The organism is Bradyrhizobium sp. USDA 4472 (assembly GCF_054058595.1).
This window is the reverse complement of sequence record NZ_JBSSAM010000001.1, coordinates 4,326,054-4,341,694: the sequence shown is the minus strand read 5'-3', so window position 1 is coordinate 4,341,694 and position 15,641 is coordinate 4,326,054. Positions and strand designations below refer to the sequence as shown.

General features: G+C 65.0%; 16 protein-coding genes. 5 read left to right on the top strand and 11 right to left on the bottom strand.

The window, feature by feature from the left end:
* Positions 1–72: 72 nt before the first annotated feature.
* On the bottom strand, positions 73–1,248 hold the full coding sequence (locus tag ACVWZ4_RS20085) for a L,D-transpeptidase family protein (RefSeq protein ID WP_456699121.1): 1,176 nt from the start codon (positions 1,246–1,248) through the stop codon (positions 73–75).
* A gap of 369 nt (positions 1,249–1,617) precedes the next feature.
* Between ACVWZ4_RS20085 and ACVWZ4_RS20080 the strand changes: the two genes are divergently transcribed.
* Positions 1,618–2,406 (top strand): hypothetical protein, encoded by a 789-nt coding sequence (locus ACVWZ4_RS20080; RefSeq protein ID WP_456736054.1) that lies wholly within the window; start codon positions 1,618–1,620, stop codon positions 2,404–2,406.
* Between the two features lie 2 nt (positions 2,407–2,408).
* Here the strand turns inward: ACVWZ4_RS20080 and sseA are convergent, their stop codons facing one another.
* The 3 genes from sseA to ACVWZ4_RS20065 all read right to left on the bottom strand — a co-directional run bounded on the left by sseA (position 2,409) and on the right by ACVWZ4_RS20065 (position 5,028).
* Positions 2,409–3,266, bottom strand: coding sequence for a 3-mercaptopyruvate sulfurtransferase (sseA, locus tag ACVWZ4_RS20075; RefSeq protein ID WP_456741023.1), 858 nt, complete (start codon positions 3,264–3,266; stop codon positions 2,409–2,411).
* 134 nt (positions 3,267–3,400) lie between these two features.
* Positions 3,401–3,814, bottom strand: coding sequence for a rhodanese-like domain-containing protein (locus ACVWZ4_RS20070; RefSeq protein WP_456699124.1), 414 nt, complete (start codon positions 3,812–3,814; stop codon positions 3,401–3,403).
* A gap of 38 nt (positions 3,815–3,852) precedes the next feature.
* A complete protein-coding gene (locus ACVWZ4_RS20065) occupies positions 3,853–5,028 on the bottom strand; it encodes a vWA domain-containing protein (protein ID WP_456699125.1) in 1,176 nt (391 codons plus the stop codon).
* 123 nt (positions 5,029–5,151) lie between these two features.
* On the opposite strand from ACVWZ4_RS20065, the gene ACVWZ4_RS20060 reads away from it, so the two are divergent.
* Together ACVWZ4_RS20060 and ACVWZ4_RS20055 are read left to right on the top strand one after the other, a co-directional pair.
* Positions 5,152–5,397: a GlsB/YeaQ/YmgE family stress response membrane protein gene (locus ACVWZ4_RS20060; RefSeq protein WP_092239638.1), complete on the top strand. Its 246-nt coding sequence runs from the start codon at positions 5,152–5,154 to the stop codon at positions 5,395–5,397.
* Between the two features lie 103 nt (positions 5,398–5,500).
* Positions 5,501–6,343, top strand: coding sequence for an AAA family ATPase (locus ACVWZ4_RS20055; protein WP_456741022.1), 843 nt, complete (start codon positions 5,501–5,503; stop codon positions 6,341–6,343).
* 359 nt (positions 6,344–6,702) lie between these two features.
* Here the strand turns inward: ACVWZ4_RS20055 and ACVWZ4_RS20050 are convergent, their stop codons facing one another.
* The 5 genes from ACVWZ4_RS20050 to ACVWZ4_RS20030 all read right to left on the bottom strand — a co-directional run bounded on the left by ACVWZ4_RS20050 (position 6,703) and on the right by ACVWZ4_RS20030 (position 11,421).
* Positions 6,703–8,349 (bottom strand): GMC family oxidoreductase, encoded by a 1,647-nt coding sequence (locus tag ACVWZ4_RS20050; RefSeq protein ID WP_456699126.1) that lies wholly within the window; start codon positions 8,347–8,349, stop codon positions 6,703–6,705.
* 16 nt (positions 8,350–8,365) lie between these two features.
* Complete coding sequence (locus ACVWZ4_RS20045; protein WP_456699127.1) at positions 8,366–8,959, bottom strand: GNAT family N-acetyltransferase; 594 nt, start codon at positions 8,957–8,959, stop codon at positions 8,366–8,368.
* 114 nt (positions 8,960–9,073) lie between these two features.
* Entirely contained in the window at positions 9,074–10,000 is a 927-nt protein-coding gene (locus ACVWZ4_RS20040; RefSeq protein ID WP_456741021.1) for an SMP-30/gluconolactonase/LRE family protein, read from the bottom strand.
* 136 nt (positions 10,001–10,136) lie between these two features.
* Complete coding sequence (locus ACVWZ4_RS20035; RefSeq protein WP_456741020.1) at positions 10,137–10,982, bottom strand: AraC family transcriptional regulator; 846 nt, start codon at positions 10,980–10,982, stop codon at positions 10,137–10,139.
* A gap of 85 nt (positions 10,983–11,067) precedes the next feature.
* The gene (locus ACVWZ4_RS20030) at positions 11,068–11,421 is read right to left on the bottom strand and encodes a hypothetical protein (RefSeq protein ID WP_456699130.1); all 354 of its coding nucleotides are present in this window, start codon (positions 11,419–11,421) and stop codon (positions 11,068–11,070) included.
* Positions 11,422–11,605: 184 nt separating this feature from the next.
* Between ACVWZ4_RS20030 and ACVWZ4_RS20025 the strand changes: the two genes are divergently transcribed.
* A complete protein-coding gene (locus tag ACVWZ4_RS20025; protein ID WP_092239630.1) occupies positions 11,606–11,830 on the top strand; it encodes a hypothetical protein in 225 nt (74 codons plus the stop codon).
* Positions 11,831–12,111: 281 nt separating this feature from the next.
* Here the strand turns inward: ACVWZ4_RS20025 and ACVWZ4_RS20020 are convergent, their stop codons facing one another.
* Entirely contained in the window at positions 12,112–12,768 is a 657-nt protein-coding gene (locus tag ACVWZ4_RS20020; protein ID WP_456699131.1) for a glutathione S-transferase family protein, read from the bottom strand.
* A gap of 120 nt (positions 12,769–12,888) precedes the next feature.
* Between ACVWZ4_RS20020 and ACVWZ4_RS20015 the strand changes: the two genes are divergently transcribed.
* The gene (locus tag ACVWZ4_RS20015; protein ID WP_456699132.1) at positions 12,889–14,112 is read left to right on the top strand and encodes a polyhydroxyalkanoate depolymerase; all 1,224 of its coding nucleotides are present in this window, start codon (positions 12,889–12,891) and stop codon (positions 14,110–14,112) included.
* Between the two features lie 50 nt (positions 14,113–14,162).
* On the opposite strand, the gene ACVWZ4_RS20010 is transcribed toward ACVWZ4_RS20015, so the two are convergent.
* Positions 14,163–15,491, bottom strand: coding sequence for an NAD(P)/FAD-dependent oxidoreductase (locus ACVWZ4_RS20010; protein ID WP_456741019.1), 1,329 nt, complete (start codon positions 15,489–15,491; stop codon positions 14,163–14,165).
* Positions 15,492–15,641: the final 150 nt, after the last annotated feature.

The window sequence follows — 15,641 nt, the reverse complement described above, 5'->3', positions numbered from 1 at the left end:
TGCGTCAAATGATTGCGGCGCGTGGCCGAAGCATACGCGCCGCAATTGATCGAGCGTTTCGAGCCGGTCTAGCTAGCGTACCGTGACCGGCGCGGGCAGCGGCGGCACGACGGTCGGCTGCGTGCCGGGGACGGGGCCCGCCTGGGCGGCCATCGGAGCCGGTGCACCGGGCACAGGCGCGGCCGATGCGGTTGCCTGCGGCGGATTGCCCGGCATTACCACCACGCGGGTGCCGACCTTGACGCGATCGAACAGGTCCGAGACGTCCTCATTCAGCATGCCGATACAGCCCGAGGAGACGAATTTGCCGATCGTCGAAGGCTGGTTGGTGCCGTGGATCCGGTACACGGTCGAGCCGAGATACATTGCACGGGCGCCCAGCGGGTTGCCTTCACCGCCGGCCATGAAGCGCGGCAGATAGGGCTGACGCTCGATCATTTCCGCCGGAGGATGCCAATCCGGCCACTCGGCCTTGCGGGTGATCTTCTGCACGCCGGTCCAGGTGAACCCGTCGCGGCCGACGCGGACGCCGTAGCGGATCGCCCGGCCGTTGCCGAGGACGTAATAGAGGTAGGTGTTCGGCGTATCGACGACGATGGTCCCTGCCGGCTCCTTCGTCTGGAACGCAACTTCCTGGCGGCGCAGGTTCGGCGCCAGCTGCGCCGGGGCAGCGTCCGGCTGCTCCTCAGGCGGCAGGGAGGCGACCGACATGGGCCGGCCATCGGCGCCGGATTGCTGCGGGACCGCTCCGGTCGCGGTCGGGCCACCAACGGCTTCCGGCGGACGCATGCCGTCGCTGGCGGGCGCCTGGCCCGGGCGGTCGGCATAGATCACCGCGGGCGGAGCGGCGGGGCGGCCGTAGCGGGGATCGTCGGGCGACATCACCGGCCCCTGCGGCGGGGCGGCGGAATAGACCGGCGGAGCGCCAGCCGGACGGCCGTAACGCGGATCATCCGGCGACATCACCGGGCCCTGCGGCGGGGCGGCGGAGTAGACGGGGGGAGCGCCGGCCGGGCCGGTATAGCGCGGATCCTCAGCCGGACCGGGCGGCGGCAACGAAGCCCGCGGCGCCGCATCCTCGTCGTCGTCCAGCGAGTCGAAATTCGGGGTGCGGTCGCCAGGCCGATATTCGGCCGGGGCGCCGTAGCCCGGCGCCTGCTGAACCGGATAGCTCTGGGCGTGTGCAAGCGAGGTTCCCGCCGCAGCGACTGTTGCGGCAGCGCATATCGTCAGAAAATGTTTGATCATCATCGCTCTTGTATAGACCCCGGGCCCCGTCCGGACCACTGACGCGCCAGATGACCGAAGATAGCGGCACATTCAAGACATAACAGGCCGATTTGTGCCTGATGTAGCGATTTGTGATGTGATCGCACACAGTTGCCCCGTTGCATCACGGGGTGGAAATCGCATCACGCCGTTGATTGCCGGAGTTATCCGCCCCGTTTTTTACGAAACGGCACTGAGGTGTTGCGATATGGTCGAATCAGCCTGATTCGCCACTGCCTCGAGTTCGAATTCCCGCCTGGCGAACGCGGCACCCAGTACCGTCACCGCGTTCGGATGGCTCATGGGCCCTGGCCACACACCGCCGGGGCGGAAATTCGTAACCTGTCCATGCTTCCCGGCTTTCGCTTCCTGCTTGCCGCGATCCTGCTGTCTACCTCCATCCTGGTCTTCGGCTTAGGGGCCACCTCGCTGCTGCGCGCGACCCATGAGCAATATGTCAGCAATCCGTCCTGGCGGAACGGCCCGCAGGAGCAGGTGTTCGCGCAAGGTCCCGAGCCGGCCGAGCCGGTGCTCGCGACCCTGCGCGTCGAGCCCGCCGCAGCGGTCGCCATTGAGGCGACGTCCGTGGTGCCGGATCAGGTCCCGACCATCGCCCTGCCCGCGGTGGAGACCGGCCCCGAGCAGATGGCCGCTGTGACGCTGACAACCCAGCCTGAGCCTCAGGTCGCCGCTGTCGCTCCTGACATCGAGGCGGCTCCCGCCCCCACCGAAGCGCCAGCCCCCGAGCCGACGAAGAGCGAGGCAGCAGCACCCTCGCCCACCGACACACTCACTCCGGCCGACACGACGGCTGCCATCGCCGCCATCCCACCGGCCCCGACGCTGTCTGCCACCGACCTGCCGCGAACCGCGACACCGGCGCTGGCCTCGCGCGTGAGCGACATCGCGGCGGCCCGCCTGGCCGCGCTGAACGAGCTTGCGCCCAGGGCCGCCAAGAAGTCGCCGGCGAAGTCCAAGGCCGACAGCGCGGCGCAACAGAGCAAGCCGCGAGCGCACAAGCCGAAGAAGCGTCATCGGATCGTGCGGCGCCCGCCGCCTCAGCAACTCCAGCAGGCGCTCGATCCGTTCGGCCAGCAACAGCAGACGCTGGCCGCCACGGCCGCCCGAACGCGCTGACGTTACGCAGGCCCGGTCGCGATCGGCGGGCCTTTTTCCTGACCCCATTCCGACCATGAGCCGTCATAGAGCGCGGTGTCGGTGATTCCCAACCGATAGAGCGCGAGCGTCAGCACGCCGGCCGAAACCCCGGAGCCGCAGCTTGTCACGATCGGCTTGTCCAGCTTGACGCCAGCGCCGGTGAAGGCGGCGCGGAGATCGTCGAGCGGCTTCATCGTGCCAGTCGCCGCGTCGAACAGTTGGCCATAGGGAACGTTGCGCGCGCCGGGAATGTGGCCAGAGCGGATGCCGGCACGCGGCTCGGGCGCACGGCCTTCGAAGCGATCGGCGGCGCGTGCGTCGATCACCTGCTCCTTGCTGCTTTCGACGTTGGCGATCAACTGCTCCATGCTGCGCACGCGCTTCGGATCGTAGCTCGCCTCGAACGACGCCGGCTTCGGCTTGACCTCGCCGCTCTCCACGGCGCGCCCCTCGGCGCGCCATTTCTTCAGGCCGCCGTCGAGGATGCGCACATTGCGGTGGCCGAAGGCCAGGAACATCCACCACGCGCGCGGCGCGGCAACCCAGCCGCCGGCATCGTAGATGACGACGGTGTCGGCATTGGAGATGCCGAGATTGCCGACATCGCGACCGAACTGCTCGGCGCTGGGATACATGTGCGGCAGCGGGTTGGAATGATCCGACACCGCATCGACGTCGAAGAACACAGCGCCCGGCAGATGCGCGGCCAGATAGTCATCCTTCGGCAGCGGCAGCACGCCCGGCAGCTTGAAGCTGGCATCGAGCACCCTGACGTTGGAATCGTTGATGTGGGCGGCGAGCCATTCGGTGGAGACGAGGGGGTCGATGGCGGCGGTCATTGGCGTGCTCCGGCAGTTTTCTCAGTCGTCCCGGCCGGGCTTGTCCCAGCCATCCACGTTCTTCTTGCGGCAAAGACGTGGATGCCCGGGACAAGCCCGGGCAGGACGTCGTGCCTCGTTGTGTGCGTCCAAATCTAGGCTCTCTTCTTCGGCTCCCACGCTTCCGTGGGCCCACCGGCATCTCGCCAGGCGGCGTAGCCGCCGGCGATGTGAGCGACGGGCTTGAGGCCCATGTCCTTTGCGGTCTTGGCGGCGAGCGCGGAGCGCAGGCCACCGGCGCAGTGGAAGACGAATTTCTTGTCTTCCTGGAAGATCGGCTTCGCATACGGGCTCTGCGGATCGATCCAGAATTCCAGCATGCCGCGCGTGCAGGAGAATGCACCGGGGATGCGGCCGTCGCGCTCGATCTCGCGCGGATCTCTGATATCGACGATGACGACGTCACCGTTCTTGGAGATCTCGATGGCGTCCTTGGCTGACAGCGTCTCGATCTCGGCATTGGCCTCGTCGCAAAGCTGCTTGATGCCGCGGGTGATGTTTTGGGGCATGTGGTTCTCCCTCTTGTCGTCGTTCCCAGGCGCGCGTGCTAGTGCGTCAGTTCCTTCATCGCACCTTCGAGACCCTCGATCGTGATCGGGTACATGCGGTTGGCAAAGATGCGTTTGATGATGGTGGTCGATTCCGAATAGTCCCAGTGCTTCTGCGCGACCGGATTGAGCCACACCGTGTGCGGATAGGTACGGATGATGCGGTCGAGCCAAACCGAGCCGGGCTCCTCGTTGACGTGCTCGACCGAGCCGCCGGGCACCATGATCTCGTAAGGCGACATCGAGGCATCGCCGACGAACACGACCTTGTAGTCGTGCGGATATTTATGCAGCACGTCCCAGGTCGGCGTGCGATCGGTGAAGCGGCGCTTGTTCTGCTTCCACACGCCTTCATAGAGGCAGTTGTGGAAGTAGAAATACTCCATGTGCTTGAACTCGCTCTTCGCCGCCGAGAACAGCTCCTCGACCTGCTCGATATGCGAGTCCATGGAGCCACCGATGTCGAAGAACACCAGGAGCTTCACCGCATTGCGCCGCTCGGGGCGCATGTGAACGTCGAGATAGCCGTGATTGGCAGTCTCGCGGATGGTGGTGTCGAGATCGAGCTCGTCAGGCGCGCCGGTGCGCGCGAATTTGCGCAGGCGGCGCAGCGCCACCTTGATGTTGCGGATGCCGAGCTCGACATTGCCGTCGAGATCCCGAAACTCGCGCTTGTCCCACACCTTCACGGCGCGGTTGTTGCGGTTCTTCTCCTGGCCGATGCGGACGCCCTCGGGATTGTAACCGTGCGCGCCGAACGGCGAGGTGCCGGCGGTGCCGATCCATTTCGAACCGCCCTGGTGCCGGCCCTTCTGCTCCTCGAGCCGCTTCTTCAGGGTCTCCATGAGCTTGTCCCAGCCCATGGCCTCGATCTGCTTCTTCTCTTCCTCGCTGAGGTATTTCTCGGCGAGCTTCTTCAGCCACTCCTCGGGGATCTCCGCCTTCTCCATGGCGTCGAGCAGGCTCTCCAGCCCCTTGAACACGGTGCCGAAGACGCGATCGAACTTGTCGAGATTGCGCTCGTCCTTCACCAGCGAAGTGCGCGACAGGTAATAGAAATTCTCGACGGAATAGTCCGACAGGTCAGCGTCGAGCGCCTCCATCAGCGTGAGGTATTCGCGCAGCGTGACGGGGACCTGCGCATCGCGCAGAGACGTGAAGAATTGCAGGAACATGGGTGACAGATTGCCCGTCGGATGGCGAACGTCAAGGGGCGGAGACCGGCGCGGAGCGCTGGACCGGGAGGCTTTTTGCTCTAGAATTGCGGCTCTGAAGGGGTTGTTCGGGGAGCGTTTGCAATGGGAATCATCGCAGCACTGATCATCGGCGCGATCGCCGGCTGGCTCGCGGGCAAGATTGTCCACGGGGCGGGATTCGGGCTGATCGGCAACATCGTGGTCGGCATCATCGGCGCGCTGGTCGCCGGCTGGGTGCTGCCGCAGCTGCATATCGAGGTCGCGACCGGTACGATCGGCGCCATCGTCGATGCCACGATCGGCGCGGTGATTGTGCTCGTCATCCTTTCGCTGATAAGACGGGTCTGAAAGCATGACCGAACCAGGAACGGCCGCCATCTGCGGCCGTTCCCATGTCGGGGCCGGGCCATGAATTGGCAATGTCCGGCACGACGACCAACAGGGACGCGCAATGAAATTTACCGGCACCAAGGACTATGTTGCGACCGACGATCTCAAGGTGGCCGTCAATGCCTCGATCGTGCTGGAGCGCCCGCTCCTAATCAAGGGCGAGCCCGGTACCGGCAAGACGGTGCTGGCGGAGGAAGTGGCGAAGGCGCTGAACGCGCCGCTTTTGACCTGGCACATCAAGTCCACCACCAAGGCGCAGCAGGGCCTCTACGAATACGATGCAGTGTCGCGCCTGCGCGACAGCCAGCTCGGTGATAGCAGGGTCTCCGACATCAAGAACTACATCAAGCGCGGCAAGCTGTGGGAAGCCTTCACCGCCGGGCAGCGCCCGGTGCTGCTGATCGACGAGATCGACAAGGCCGATATCGAATTCCCGAACGACCTGCTGCTCGAGCTCGACCGCATGGAATTCCATGTCTACGAGACCGGCGAGACGATCAAGGCGAAGCAGCGCCCGATCATGATGATCACCTCCAACAACGAGAAGGAGCTGCCGGACGCCTTCCTGCGCCGCTGCTTCTTCCACTACATCAAGTTCCCCGACGCCGACACGATGGGGCGCATCGTCGACGTCCACTTCCCCGGCATCAAGAAGCGCCTGGTCGAGGAAGCGCTGCGCATCTTCTTCGAGGTGCGCGAGGTGCCCGGCCTGAAGAAGAAGCCGTCCACGTCCGAACTGCTGGACTGGCTCAAGCTGCTGCTCAACGAGGACATGAGCGTGGAGCAGCTGCGCGAACGCGACCCGCGCAAGCTGATCCCGCCGCTGCACGGCGCGCTGCTCAAGAACGAGCAGGACGTGCACCTGTTCGAGCGGCTGGCGTTCTTGAGCCGACGGGAAGTGTAGATCCCGTCATCCTGAGGTGCGAGCCGCGCGGCGCGAAGCGTCGCGAGGCGAGCCTCGAAGGATGAACGGCCGAGATGCAGCTGGGCCGTCGCCCTTCGAGGGCCGCTGAAGAAGCGGCGCCCTCAGGGTGACGGTGATAGATAGAGGCGCCCGCTCTCTCCTCCACGTCATTGCGAGCGCAGCGAAGCAATCCAGAGTCTTTCCGCGGTGGGATTCTGGATGGCTTCGCTGCGCTCGCAACGAGCGAGTGTGAGGCGGCTGCTCCCTCCTCCAACCCGCATCTCAGTCCCAGACACACCTTCGCATCCTCGAACGACCGCGCTTCGCGCAGTCGCTCGCCAACCCATGCTCCGAAGATGTCACGCCACCGCGGCGTCCGGAATCCGTGCCGCTTCCATCGGCGCCTTGCCGCGGATCAGATCCGAGGCGCGGTCGGCGATCATCATGGTGGAGGCGTTGAGGTTTGCCGAGATCATGCGCGGCATCACGGAGGCGTCGATCACGCGAAGGCCTTCGAGGCCGTGGACCCGGAGCTGGTCGTCGACGACCGCCCAGGTCGAATCCGCCGGACCCATGCGGCAGGTGCAACCGGGGTGGAAAGTGGTGGTGCCACGTTCGGTGGCGGCGGCGAGAAACTCGTCGTCGGTGTTGATGTTCGGACCGGGGAAATCCTCGTACGCGTAGTACGGCGACAGCGGCGCCGACTTCAGAAGCCGCCGCGCGAGCTTCATGCCGCCGACGATGACGCGGCGGTCGAGCTCGGCATCGAGATAATTGGTCTGGATGATCGGCGGCGCGAACGGATCGTTGGAGCGGATGCGGACGTAGCCGCGGCTCTCCGGGCGCTGCTGCCAGGAAGCGACCGTCATGCCGGGCTCGTCCTCGAGCTGGCCCTGCACGCCTTCCTTGTAGCTCGCCGGCGTGAAGGTGAGTTGCAAGTCGGAGCTGTCGGCGCTCTCGCCGGAGTGCCAGAAGCAATAGACCATGGTCGGCGACAGCGAGAGCAGACCGCGGCGCGCGGTCGCCCATTTCATCGCCTCGACCCAGAGACGCCAGCCGCGGCGGAGCTCGTTGATGGTTTTGATGTCCTTGACGCGCGCCACCGTGCGCGGCGCGTAGTGGTCCTGAAGTCCTTCGCCGACCGGCAGCGCGTGACGCACCTGGATGCCATGGGCGCCGAGCAGCTCCGGCGAGCCGATGCCGGAGAGCTGCAGCAGTTGCGGCGAATTATAGGTGCCGCCGGACAGGATGACTTCCTTGTTGGCGCGCACTTCCACCGGCGTGCCGCCGCGGCCGCCCTTGCTGTAGCGCACGCCGACGGCGCGCTTGCCTTCAAAAATGATCTCGGTCGCGTGTGCATGGGTGTGCACGTGCACGTTGGGCCGCTTCATCGCGGGCTTGAGGAAGGCGGTCGAGCCCGAGACGCGCAGGCCGTTGTCGATGGTCCGCTGGCAGTAGGAGACGCCTTCCTGCTTGGCGCCGTTGTAGTCGGGATTGCGCGGGATGCCGAGCGAGACCGCGCCTTCCATGAAGGCCTCGCAAAGTGGATCGCGCCACTCCATCGTGGTGACCGTGAGCTTGCCGTCGCGGCCGCGGAAGGTGTTGTCGCCCTCGCCGACCCGCTTCTCCAGGCGCTTGAAGTAAGGCAGCACGTCGGCATAGCCCCAGCCGCGATTGCCCATCTGCGCCCAGGTGTCGAAATCCATGCGCTGGCCGCGGTTGTAGATGTGTCCGTTGATCGAAGACGAGCCGCCGAGCGTCTTGCCACGCGGCGCGTAGATGCTGCGGCCGCCGGTGTAAGGCCCGACCTCCTGCTGGTAGGCCCAGTTGATGCTCTTCATGTGGAAGGTCTTGATGAAACCCGCAGGCAGATGGATGTAGGGGTGCCAGTCGGACGGACCTGCCTCCAGCACGCAGACGCTGGTGTTGGGATCTTCGCTCAGCCTGGAGGTGAGAATGCAACCGGCGGAGCCCGCGCCGATGATCACATAGTCGAATCTATCCATGGTGCCTCGGCCGCCTTCAGCGCGGCTTGTCGTTGAGTTGATATTCGAGATGCGCCTTCACCGTCGGCCATTCGGCGGCGATGATGCTGTAGACGACGGTGTCGCGCAGCGAACCGTTCGGGGCGACCTGGTGACTGCGCAGAATACCGTCCTGCTTGGCCCCGAGGCGCTCGATGGCGCGGCGGCTCTGGTGATTGAAGAAGTGCGTACGGAATTCGACCGCGATGCAGTCCAACGTCTCGAAGGCGTGCCGCAGCAGCAAGAGCTTGCACTGCGTGTTGAGCGGGCCGCGCTGCGCGCTCTTGCCGTACCAGGTCGAGCCGATCTCGACGCGGCGGTTGGTGGCATCGATGTTCATGTAGGTCGTCATCCCGACGATGGTGCCGCCGGCGTCGAACACCGTGAACGGCAGCATCGAGCCCTTGGCCTGGAGGTCGAGGCGACGATCGATCTCCTTGCCCATGTTCTCCGGCAGCGGGATCGCCGTGTACCAGAGCTTGGAGAGCTCGCCGTCCTTGACGGCCTCCGTCAGCCCCTGGAGATGCTCTTTCGAGAGCGGCTCGAGGCGGGCATGCTGTCCGCGGAGGGTGATGGGATCAGGCCAGGGCATTGAAGTCTCTCCTTACGTCTCGTCATTGCGAGCGGAGCGAAGCAATCCAGGCTGGCACGCCGAGGCATTCCTGGATTGCTTCGCTCCGCTCGCAATGACCGTAACTAGCACCCTTTATTTGTTTAGGAAATTGAGAGGCAAACCGCCGCGGGGCCAGTTCATGCTGACGAGCTCGCCCTTGCCTGACAGCGTGATGTAGGCGGTCTTCAGCTCGGGGCCACCGAAGGCGATGTTGGTGGTGACGCGATCGCCGGTCGGGATCTGCTCGACCAGGGTGCCATCGGGCGCGATCACCGAGATGCAGCCGGAGACGAGCGTGGCGACGCAGACATTGCCGTTGGCCTCGACCGCGAGCGAGTCGAACATCTGGTAGCCGCCGAGGCCGCAGATCGGCTTGCCCCGCTCGCCGCGATAGACGGCGTCGCGCGGCTTCAGCGTGCCGGGCGCGGAGAGCTCATAGGCCCAGAGCCGGCCCGTCGGCGTCTCCGCGATGTAGACGGTGTTTTCATCGGGCGAGAGCCCGATGCCGTTGGCCGGCAGCACGCCGTGCACGACTTCCACGATCTCTGTCATCCCGGGCTTGAGATAATACATGCCGCCGACGTCCATCTCGCGCGGGCGGCGCTTGCCGAGATCGGAGAACCAGAGGCCGCCGTGCTTGTCGAACACGAGATCGTTCGGCCCGCGCAGATCGTGCTCGCCGCATTTGGTGACGACGGTTTCGATCTTGCCGGTTTGCAGGTCGATGCGCTGGATCGAGCCGCCGAGGTAATCATCGGGCTGCGGCCCCGGCATGATCATCTTGCCGGTCGGGATCCAGGAGAAGCCGCCATTGTTGCAGATGTAGATTTTTCCGTCGGGGCCCAGCGCTGCGCCGTTGGGGCCACCTGGCACTTTCGCAACGATCTCCTTGCGGCCATCAGGGTAAACGCGGGTCAGACGCTGGCCGCGGATTTCCACCAGCACCACTGATCCGTCAGGCATCACGACCGGACCTTCGGGAAATTCGAGATCGGTGGCGAGAACACGGACGTCAGGCATTTGGGGACCCTCCCGGCTGCTTGTTATCGCTTGCTCGGGATGTCCGGCACGGGCCCCGCTGGCAAGTTTTGCCAGCGGTTATGACAAAGTCGATCTCCCTTGCCAAGCAAGCGGCACGGTATGCCAGCGTTGCGCGTTATTCTCGCACCGGTATCCAAATCTCGAAGCCGCCATTGCCGGTCACCGGATCGAACGTCCCGTCGTAGCGCTCGAAGTTCGGCGCGTCGGCGGCCTTCAGGCCGGAGGCCGGCAGCCATTGATTCCAGATCGCGTTGACGGTGCGCCTGACCGAGGCGACGTGGTCGGTATGGGTGAACACCGCGTAGCGCTGCTCGGGAATGCGGATACGCGTGAGACCGCGCGGCAGGTCGGAGAAATCAGCGACCTCGACGCCGGCAATGTAATCGAAATTGCCGGAATCATCGCCGTTGCAGCAGACCCCGTAGGCGACCTGATCCTTCCCTCGGCCGATGCGTTCGGGAATGTCGGCGACCTCCTGGTGGAAGCGGGCCCACATTCCGGGAATGATGGCGCCGTTGTCGCAGGAGATGCGCTCGCCAAGGCCGGCGACGAGGAAGGCTTTCGCGGTTTCGAAACGCGGGGCTTTGAGATTGTCTGACATGGTGGAATCCATGAGAATCGGCTCCTGTAGCTTGAGCTGGTCGGTGCACGTCGCCGCCCTCACCGCTTCGGGCGTGGTTCCGAAATGGTCGCGGAACGCGCGGGTGAATGCTTCGTGCGAGCCGTAATCCGCCTCCAGCGCCAGTGACAGAATGTCCGGCGCGCCCTTGGCAAGACTGCGCGCCGCCTCACTCAGCCGCCGTGCACGCACGTAGCGCATCACCGGCAAGCCGGTGGCGGCGGCAAACGCACGCACCAGGTGGAACCGCGACACGCCTGAGATCGCAGCGATCTCGTCGAGCGTCATCGGCTCGGCCAGATGGCTCTCGATATACCAGAGCGCGCGCTGGGCCGGGTTCATGGATCACGTTTCTCCTTCGAAGCGATGCGATGCTGCGCTTGCGCTCTCCGCTGCGCTTGATCGGGATTGCTCTCGCGCCTCGGGCTTACTTGTCCTTCGCCTCTTTCGGCGGTGGTGCGTCCTGCTTCTTCTTCAGATCCTCGGCCTGCTTCGTCTGCGCGGCCTGGAGATCGCCGATGGTCTTCTGGAGGCCTGCGAGCGTCACCTTCAGCGCGTCGATCTGGCGGTTCGCGGCGTCCAGCTTCTGCTGGTGATCGAGATTGAGCCGGGCGATGGTCTTCTGGAGGAAGTCGACGTTGCTCTGGAGACAGCTGGTGCGCCGCTCCATGGTCTTCTCGACCGTGCAGATCTCGATGCCCGGGACGTCCTGCGCCCGCACCGGCATGTGCGCGACGAACGGTAACATGGCGACGCAAACGACGATGGTCCGGCGCAGCATTCAGGTTCCTCATCAAGATGATCACGGCAATGTGCGCCGATTGCGCGCCGCCGCGCGAGGCTACCACACTCGCACCGCATTCTCGCGTTGAGCTTGGCGTGTTCCCCTTGGAGGGGGAGCAGTAAACCGCGCGCGGAAGAAGTGGGCGCTCTCTCCGCGGCTTTGATTAGGGGAGATTTTTGGAATGGCAACGCGCGATAGACGACTGGCGGAGTTCGATGGCGCCGGAGAACCGCCTCCCGGCCTGCCGGTCGAAGTGCTGTGTGAGGATCACAGCGGAACGTATCAGCTTCCGTTTGCCTGCCGCTATGTCGAGGGACGCTGGCAGAACCATGCGGCCGGCGTCCCGGTCGAGGCAACCGTCATCGGATGGCGAGTGCCCCGCATGAAGCATTCCGGCGTGGCCTGACGGCCAGCTTCTGTCTCAAAATGCAACGGGGCCGCGCTCTGCCTTAACCAAGGGAACGCGGCCCGAACGAATCGCGTCCGAATCAGCCTGATCGTCTCGTACGCGCCTGTTCACGGCTAGATCTCGACAAGGCCCTGCCGCCACGCACAAGATCTGCGCAGGGCAATTGCGGCCCGACGCCGCCGACCGGCGCCAAAGGTTAACGATGGCAAGGGCATGGAGGTCGGCGAGGACCCTGGCTGTCCCCGCCCCGGAAACGGGCAGAGCCGCCCGCCGCCTGCCTAATATTCGACCTCGAGCTCCTCGATCTCGGCCGGCTCTTCCCTCGCCGCCGCCACCCATTCCTTCATCTCCGGCATTGCCATGATGGTGTCGGCGTAGGCCTTGAGAACTGGCTCGAGCCTGACGTCATAGGTGGCGAAGCGCGTCACCACGGGGGCGTACATCGCGTCCGCCATGGTGCGCGTCTCGCCGAACAGGAACGGACCACCTGACCTGGCCAGACAATCACGCCAGATCGACCAGACCCGGTCGATGTCCGCCTGCGCGCGCGACCAGATCTTGAAGCCGGGGAAGTGCCCCTTCAGATTGACCGGCAGCGAGGCGCGCAGCGTGCTGAAGCCGGAATGGATTTCGCCTGAGATCGAGCGGCAATGCGCGCGCTGGACACGATCGGCCGGCAACAGGCCGGCATCAGGCATCACCTCGTTGAGATATTCGGCAATCGCCAGCGTATCCCAGACCGTGGCGCCGTCATGGCGCAGGCAGGGCACCAGGATCGAGGACGACAGCAACAGGATTTCAGCACGCGCCGAGGCGTCATCCGGCGCGGTGACGATCTCCTCGAAATCGATCCCGGAAAATTTCGTCAGCAGCCAGCCCCGCAGCGACCAGGACGAGTAATTCTTGCTGCTGATGGTCAGTGTCGCCTTCGCCATGGGGCGCTTCCCTCACGTATCCAGCCAAACGCGCAGCAAGTGACGTGCCAATTCCGGGCAAGCCTCTTCTGCTTGGCTCCGATATTGCATGGATGCAGGGGATAGGGTGGGCGCTTCAGTATGATGTCGATGTATTATCAGGCGTTTCAGAACCAGATGGACCTGACCGCCCCGTGGCGGGCGGGAGCCTCGTCGGCGCTGAAATTCCTCAATCTGGTACCGCAGGGGATGTCGGACCACGTCGTCGGCCGGCTCTCGGCGGCAATGGAGCTGATCTCGCGCTCGACCCTCACCTACGACCGACCGGCCTACGGCATCGACAGCGTGATGGTCGGCAATCGCCAAATCGGCGTCACCGAGGAGGTCGCTTACGCGACCCCGTTCGGCTCGCTGCTGCACTTCAGAAAGGACGGCGTGAGCGAGCAGCCGCGCATGCTGCTCGTGGCGCCGATGTCCGGCCATTTCGCGACGCTGCTGCGCGGCACCGTGAAGACGCTGCTGCAGGACCACGACGTCTACATCACCGACTGGCACAATCCGCGCGACATTCCGCGCAGCGAGGGCCGTTTCGGGCTCGACGACTATACCGAGCACCTGATCGACTTTCTCGGGCACTTGGGGCCGCGCCCGCATATGGTTGCGATCTGCCAGCCTTCGGTTTCGGCGCTCGCGGCTGCCGCCATCATGTGCGAGGGCAATCATCCGTCGCGGCCGGCAACGCTGACGCTGATGGCGGGGCCGATCGACACCCGGATCCAGCCGACCAAGGTCAACGAGTTCGCCAAGAGCAAGCCGATTGAATGGTTCGAACGAAACCTGATCAACTACGTGCCCGTGCAGTGCCGCGGCGCGCTCCGCAAAGTCTATCCCGGCTTCGTGCAGCTCACCGCCTTCGTCTCGATGAATCTCGAGCGCCACATCAAGCAGCACATGGATCTCGCCAATCACATCGCCAAGGGCGAGAAGGAGAAGGCGGCCAGCATCAAGACCTTTTATGACGAATATTTCGCGGTCATGGACCTGCCGGCCGAGTTCTACATCGAGACCGTGCGCGACGTGTTCCAGGAACATCTGCTGCCGCAGGGCAGGCTGATGCATCGCGGCCGTCCCGTGGACACCAGGGCCATCAGCCGCATGGGGCTGATGACGGTCGAGGGCGAGAAGGACGACATCTGCTCGATCGGCCAGACGCTCGCGGCGCAAGACCTCTGCACCGGCGTGCGCGCCTATCGCCGAGTGCATCACATGCAGGCCGGCGTCGGCCACTATGGCGTGTTCTCAGGCAAGCGCTGGAACAACGAGATCTATCCGCTGCTTCGGGATTTCGTGCACGTGAATTCGTGAGACGCCCTCCGCGCATCATGTCGGCGTCGTCGAAAGCCGTGATGCGGCCTTCAGAACGGGCTGACCGGCGCGAGCCGCCTTCCGTCGATCATGCGCTTGTGGCTGTAGGCCGCGGGATCGACCAGCGGCGTCGCGCCGGTGACGATGTCGGCGGCGAGCTTGCCGGCTGCAGGGCCGATGCCGAAGCCGTGGCCGGAGAAGCCGGTGGCAAGGAAGAAGCCAGGCAGCGCATCGACCGGCGAGATCACGGGGATGGTATCCGGCGTGCAGTCGATGGTGCCGCCCCAGGCTTCCGCGATCTCGATGTCCTTGAGCTCCGGGTTCGCCTTGATCAGCGCGGCCAGCGCCGCATTGACCAGCGACATATCAGGCTCGGGATCGCGCACGCGTTCGGCCTCGAACGGTGACGGCTTGTCGAAGCTCCAGTTGGTGCCGCGGGCCAGTTGATTGAAGAACGACTTGCCGAACGACATCTTCAGGCCGTTGCGGCGGTGCAGATAGGTCGGCCAGAAGGTGCGCGCGTAGCGGAACAGGTCCGGCGAGAGTTCGACCGTGCCGCGATTGCGCAGCGCCAGCGTAAAGCCGCCGTCGAGGCGGCGACGGATGCAGTAGAGGTCAGTTCCGACTGCGCCGGTCGTGATCTCCGGCGCCGGCGTGGTCCGGCACGCTGTGGCGTTGACGAGGCCGATCGGCAGCTCGATGCCATGACGGCGGCAGAACAGCGATGACCACGCTCCGCCCGACAGCAGCACCGCCTGCGTGCGGATGGTGCCCTTCTCGGTGACCACGGCGCTGACCTTTCCGCCTGTCGTTTCCAGTCCGCGCGCGGCGCAGCCCTGATGAATGGTGACGCCGTGCTTGCGCGCAGCCATCGCGAGCGCAGGCACGGCCATCGACGGCTCGGCGCGCCCGTCGCTCGGTGTGTGCAGGCCGCCGACCCATTTGTCGATATTCCCCGGCATCCGCTCGGCAATTTCGGCGGGCGTCAGCACGGTCGAGTGCACCTGCATCTCGCGTGCGACCGCCGCCCAGCGCTCCCAGCTGGCGAGTTCGTCCTTGCTTTTGGTCAGGAACAGCACGCCGGTGCGGCGGAAGCCGGCATCGACGCCGGCGTCGTTCTGCATGTCCTCCCACAGCCGCAGCGCTTCGCGCGCGAGCGGAATTTCCTCACGCGCACGGCCCTGCTGACGGCACCAGCCCCAATTGCGGCTCGACTGCTCGCCACCGACATGTCCCTTCTCGATCAGCGCGACGGAGAGGCCTCTCCTGGCCAGATGATAGGCCGCGGAGACGCCGATGACGCCGCCGCCGATGACGACGACGTCCACCTGCGCCCGCAGGCGTTCATCGCTGTCGATATGGTTGAGCGGCGGAGACATCAGAGGGGTCGCTTTCGTGTTTCTAAATTTTCTGCCAAAATGCATCACGGCTGACAAAGCTGTCAATCAGTGCCGGGATGCGCGGCGCGCAGGGAGTCTGGAGCTGACATGGAGCCGGACTCACTTGACCAGGCGGACCTCGGGATCCGC

Coding starts and splice junctions, on each gene's coding strand:
- ACVWZ4_RS20070 (WP_456699124.1), bottom strand. CDS start 3,814: ATGCCCCAAAACATCACCCGCGGCATCAAGCAGCTTTGCGACGAGGCC.
- ACVWZ4_RS20065 (WP_456699125.1), bottom strand. CDS start 5,028: ATGTTCCTGCAATTCTTCACGTCTCTGCGCGATGCGCAGGTCCCCGTC.
- ACVWZ4_RS20035 (WP_456741020.1), bottom strand. CDS start 10,982: ATGAACCCGGCCCAGCGCGCGCTCTGGTATATCGAGAGCCATCTGGCC.
- ACVWZ4_RS20080 (WP_456736054.1), top strand. CDS start 1,618: ATGCTTCCCGGCTTTCGCTTCCTGCTTGCCGCGATCCTGCTGTCTACC.
- ACVWZ4_RS20085 (WP_456699121.1), bottom strand. CDS start 1,248: ATGATCAAACATTTTCTGACGATATGCGCTGCCGCAACAGTCGCTGCG.
- ACVWZ4_RS20045 (WP_456699127.1), bottom strand. CDS start 8,959: ATGCCCTGGCCTGATCCCATCACCCTCCGCGGACAGCATGCCCGCCTC.
- ACVWZ4_RS20030 (WP_456699130.1), bottom strand. CDS start 11,421: ATGCTGCGCCGGACCATCGTCGTTTGCGTCGCCATGTTACCGTTCGTC.
- ACVWZ4_RS20055 (WP_456741022.1), top strand. CDS start 5,501: ATGAAATTTACCGGCACCAAGGACTATGTTGCGACCGACGATCTCAAG.
- ACVWZ4_RS20010 (WP_456741019.1), bottom strand. CDS start 15,491: ATGTCTCCGCCGCTCAACCATATCGACAGCGATGAACGCCTGCGGGCG.
- ACVWZ4_RS20050 (WP_456699126.1), bottom strand. CDS start 8,349: ATGGATAGATTCGACTATGTGATCATCGGCGCGGGCTCCGCCGGTTGC.
- sseA (WP_456741023.1), bottom strand. CDS start 3,266: ATGACCGCCGCCATCGACCCCCTCGTCTCCACCGAATGGCTCGCCGCC.
- ACVWZ4_RS20020 (WP_456699131.1), bottom strand. CDS start 12,768: ATGGCGAAGGCGACACTGACCATCAGCAGCAAGAATTACTCGTCCTGG.
- ACVWZ4_RS20025 (WP_092239630.1), top strand. CDS start 11,606: ATGGCAACGCGCGATAGACGACTGGCGGAGTTCGATGGCGCCGGAGAA.
- ACVWZ4_RS20040 (WP_456741021.1), bottom strand. CDS start 10,000: ATGCCTGACGTCCGTGTTCTCGCCACCGATCTCGAATTTCCCGAAGGT.
- ACVWZ4_RS20060 (WP_092239638.1), top strand. CDS start 5,152: ATGGGAATCATCGCAGCACTGATCATCGGCGCGATCGCCGGCTGGCTC.
- ACVWZ4_RS20015 (WP_456699132.1), top strand. CDS start 12,889: ATGATGTCGATGTATTATCAGGCGTTTCAGAACCAGATGGACCTGACC.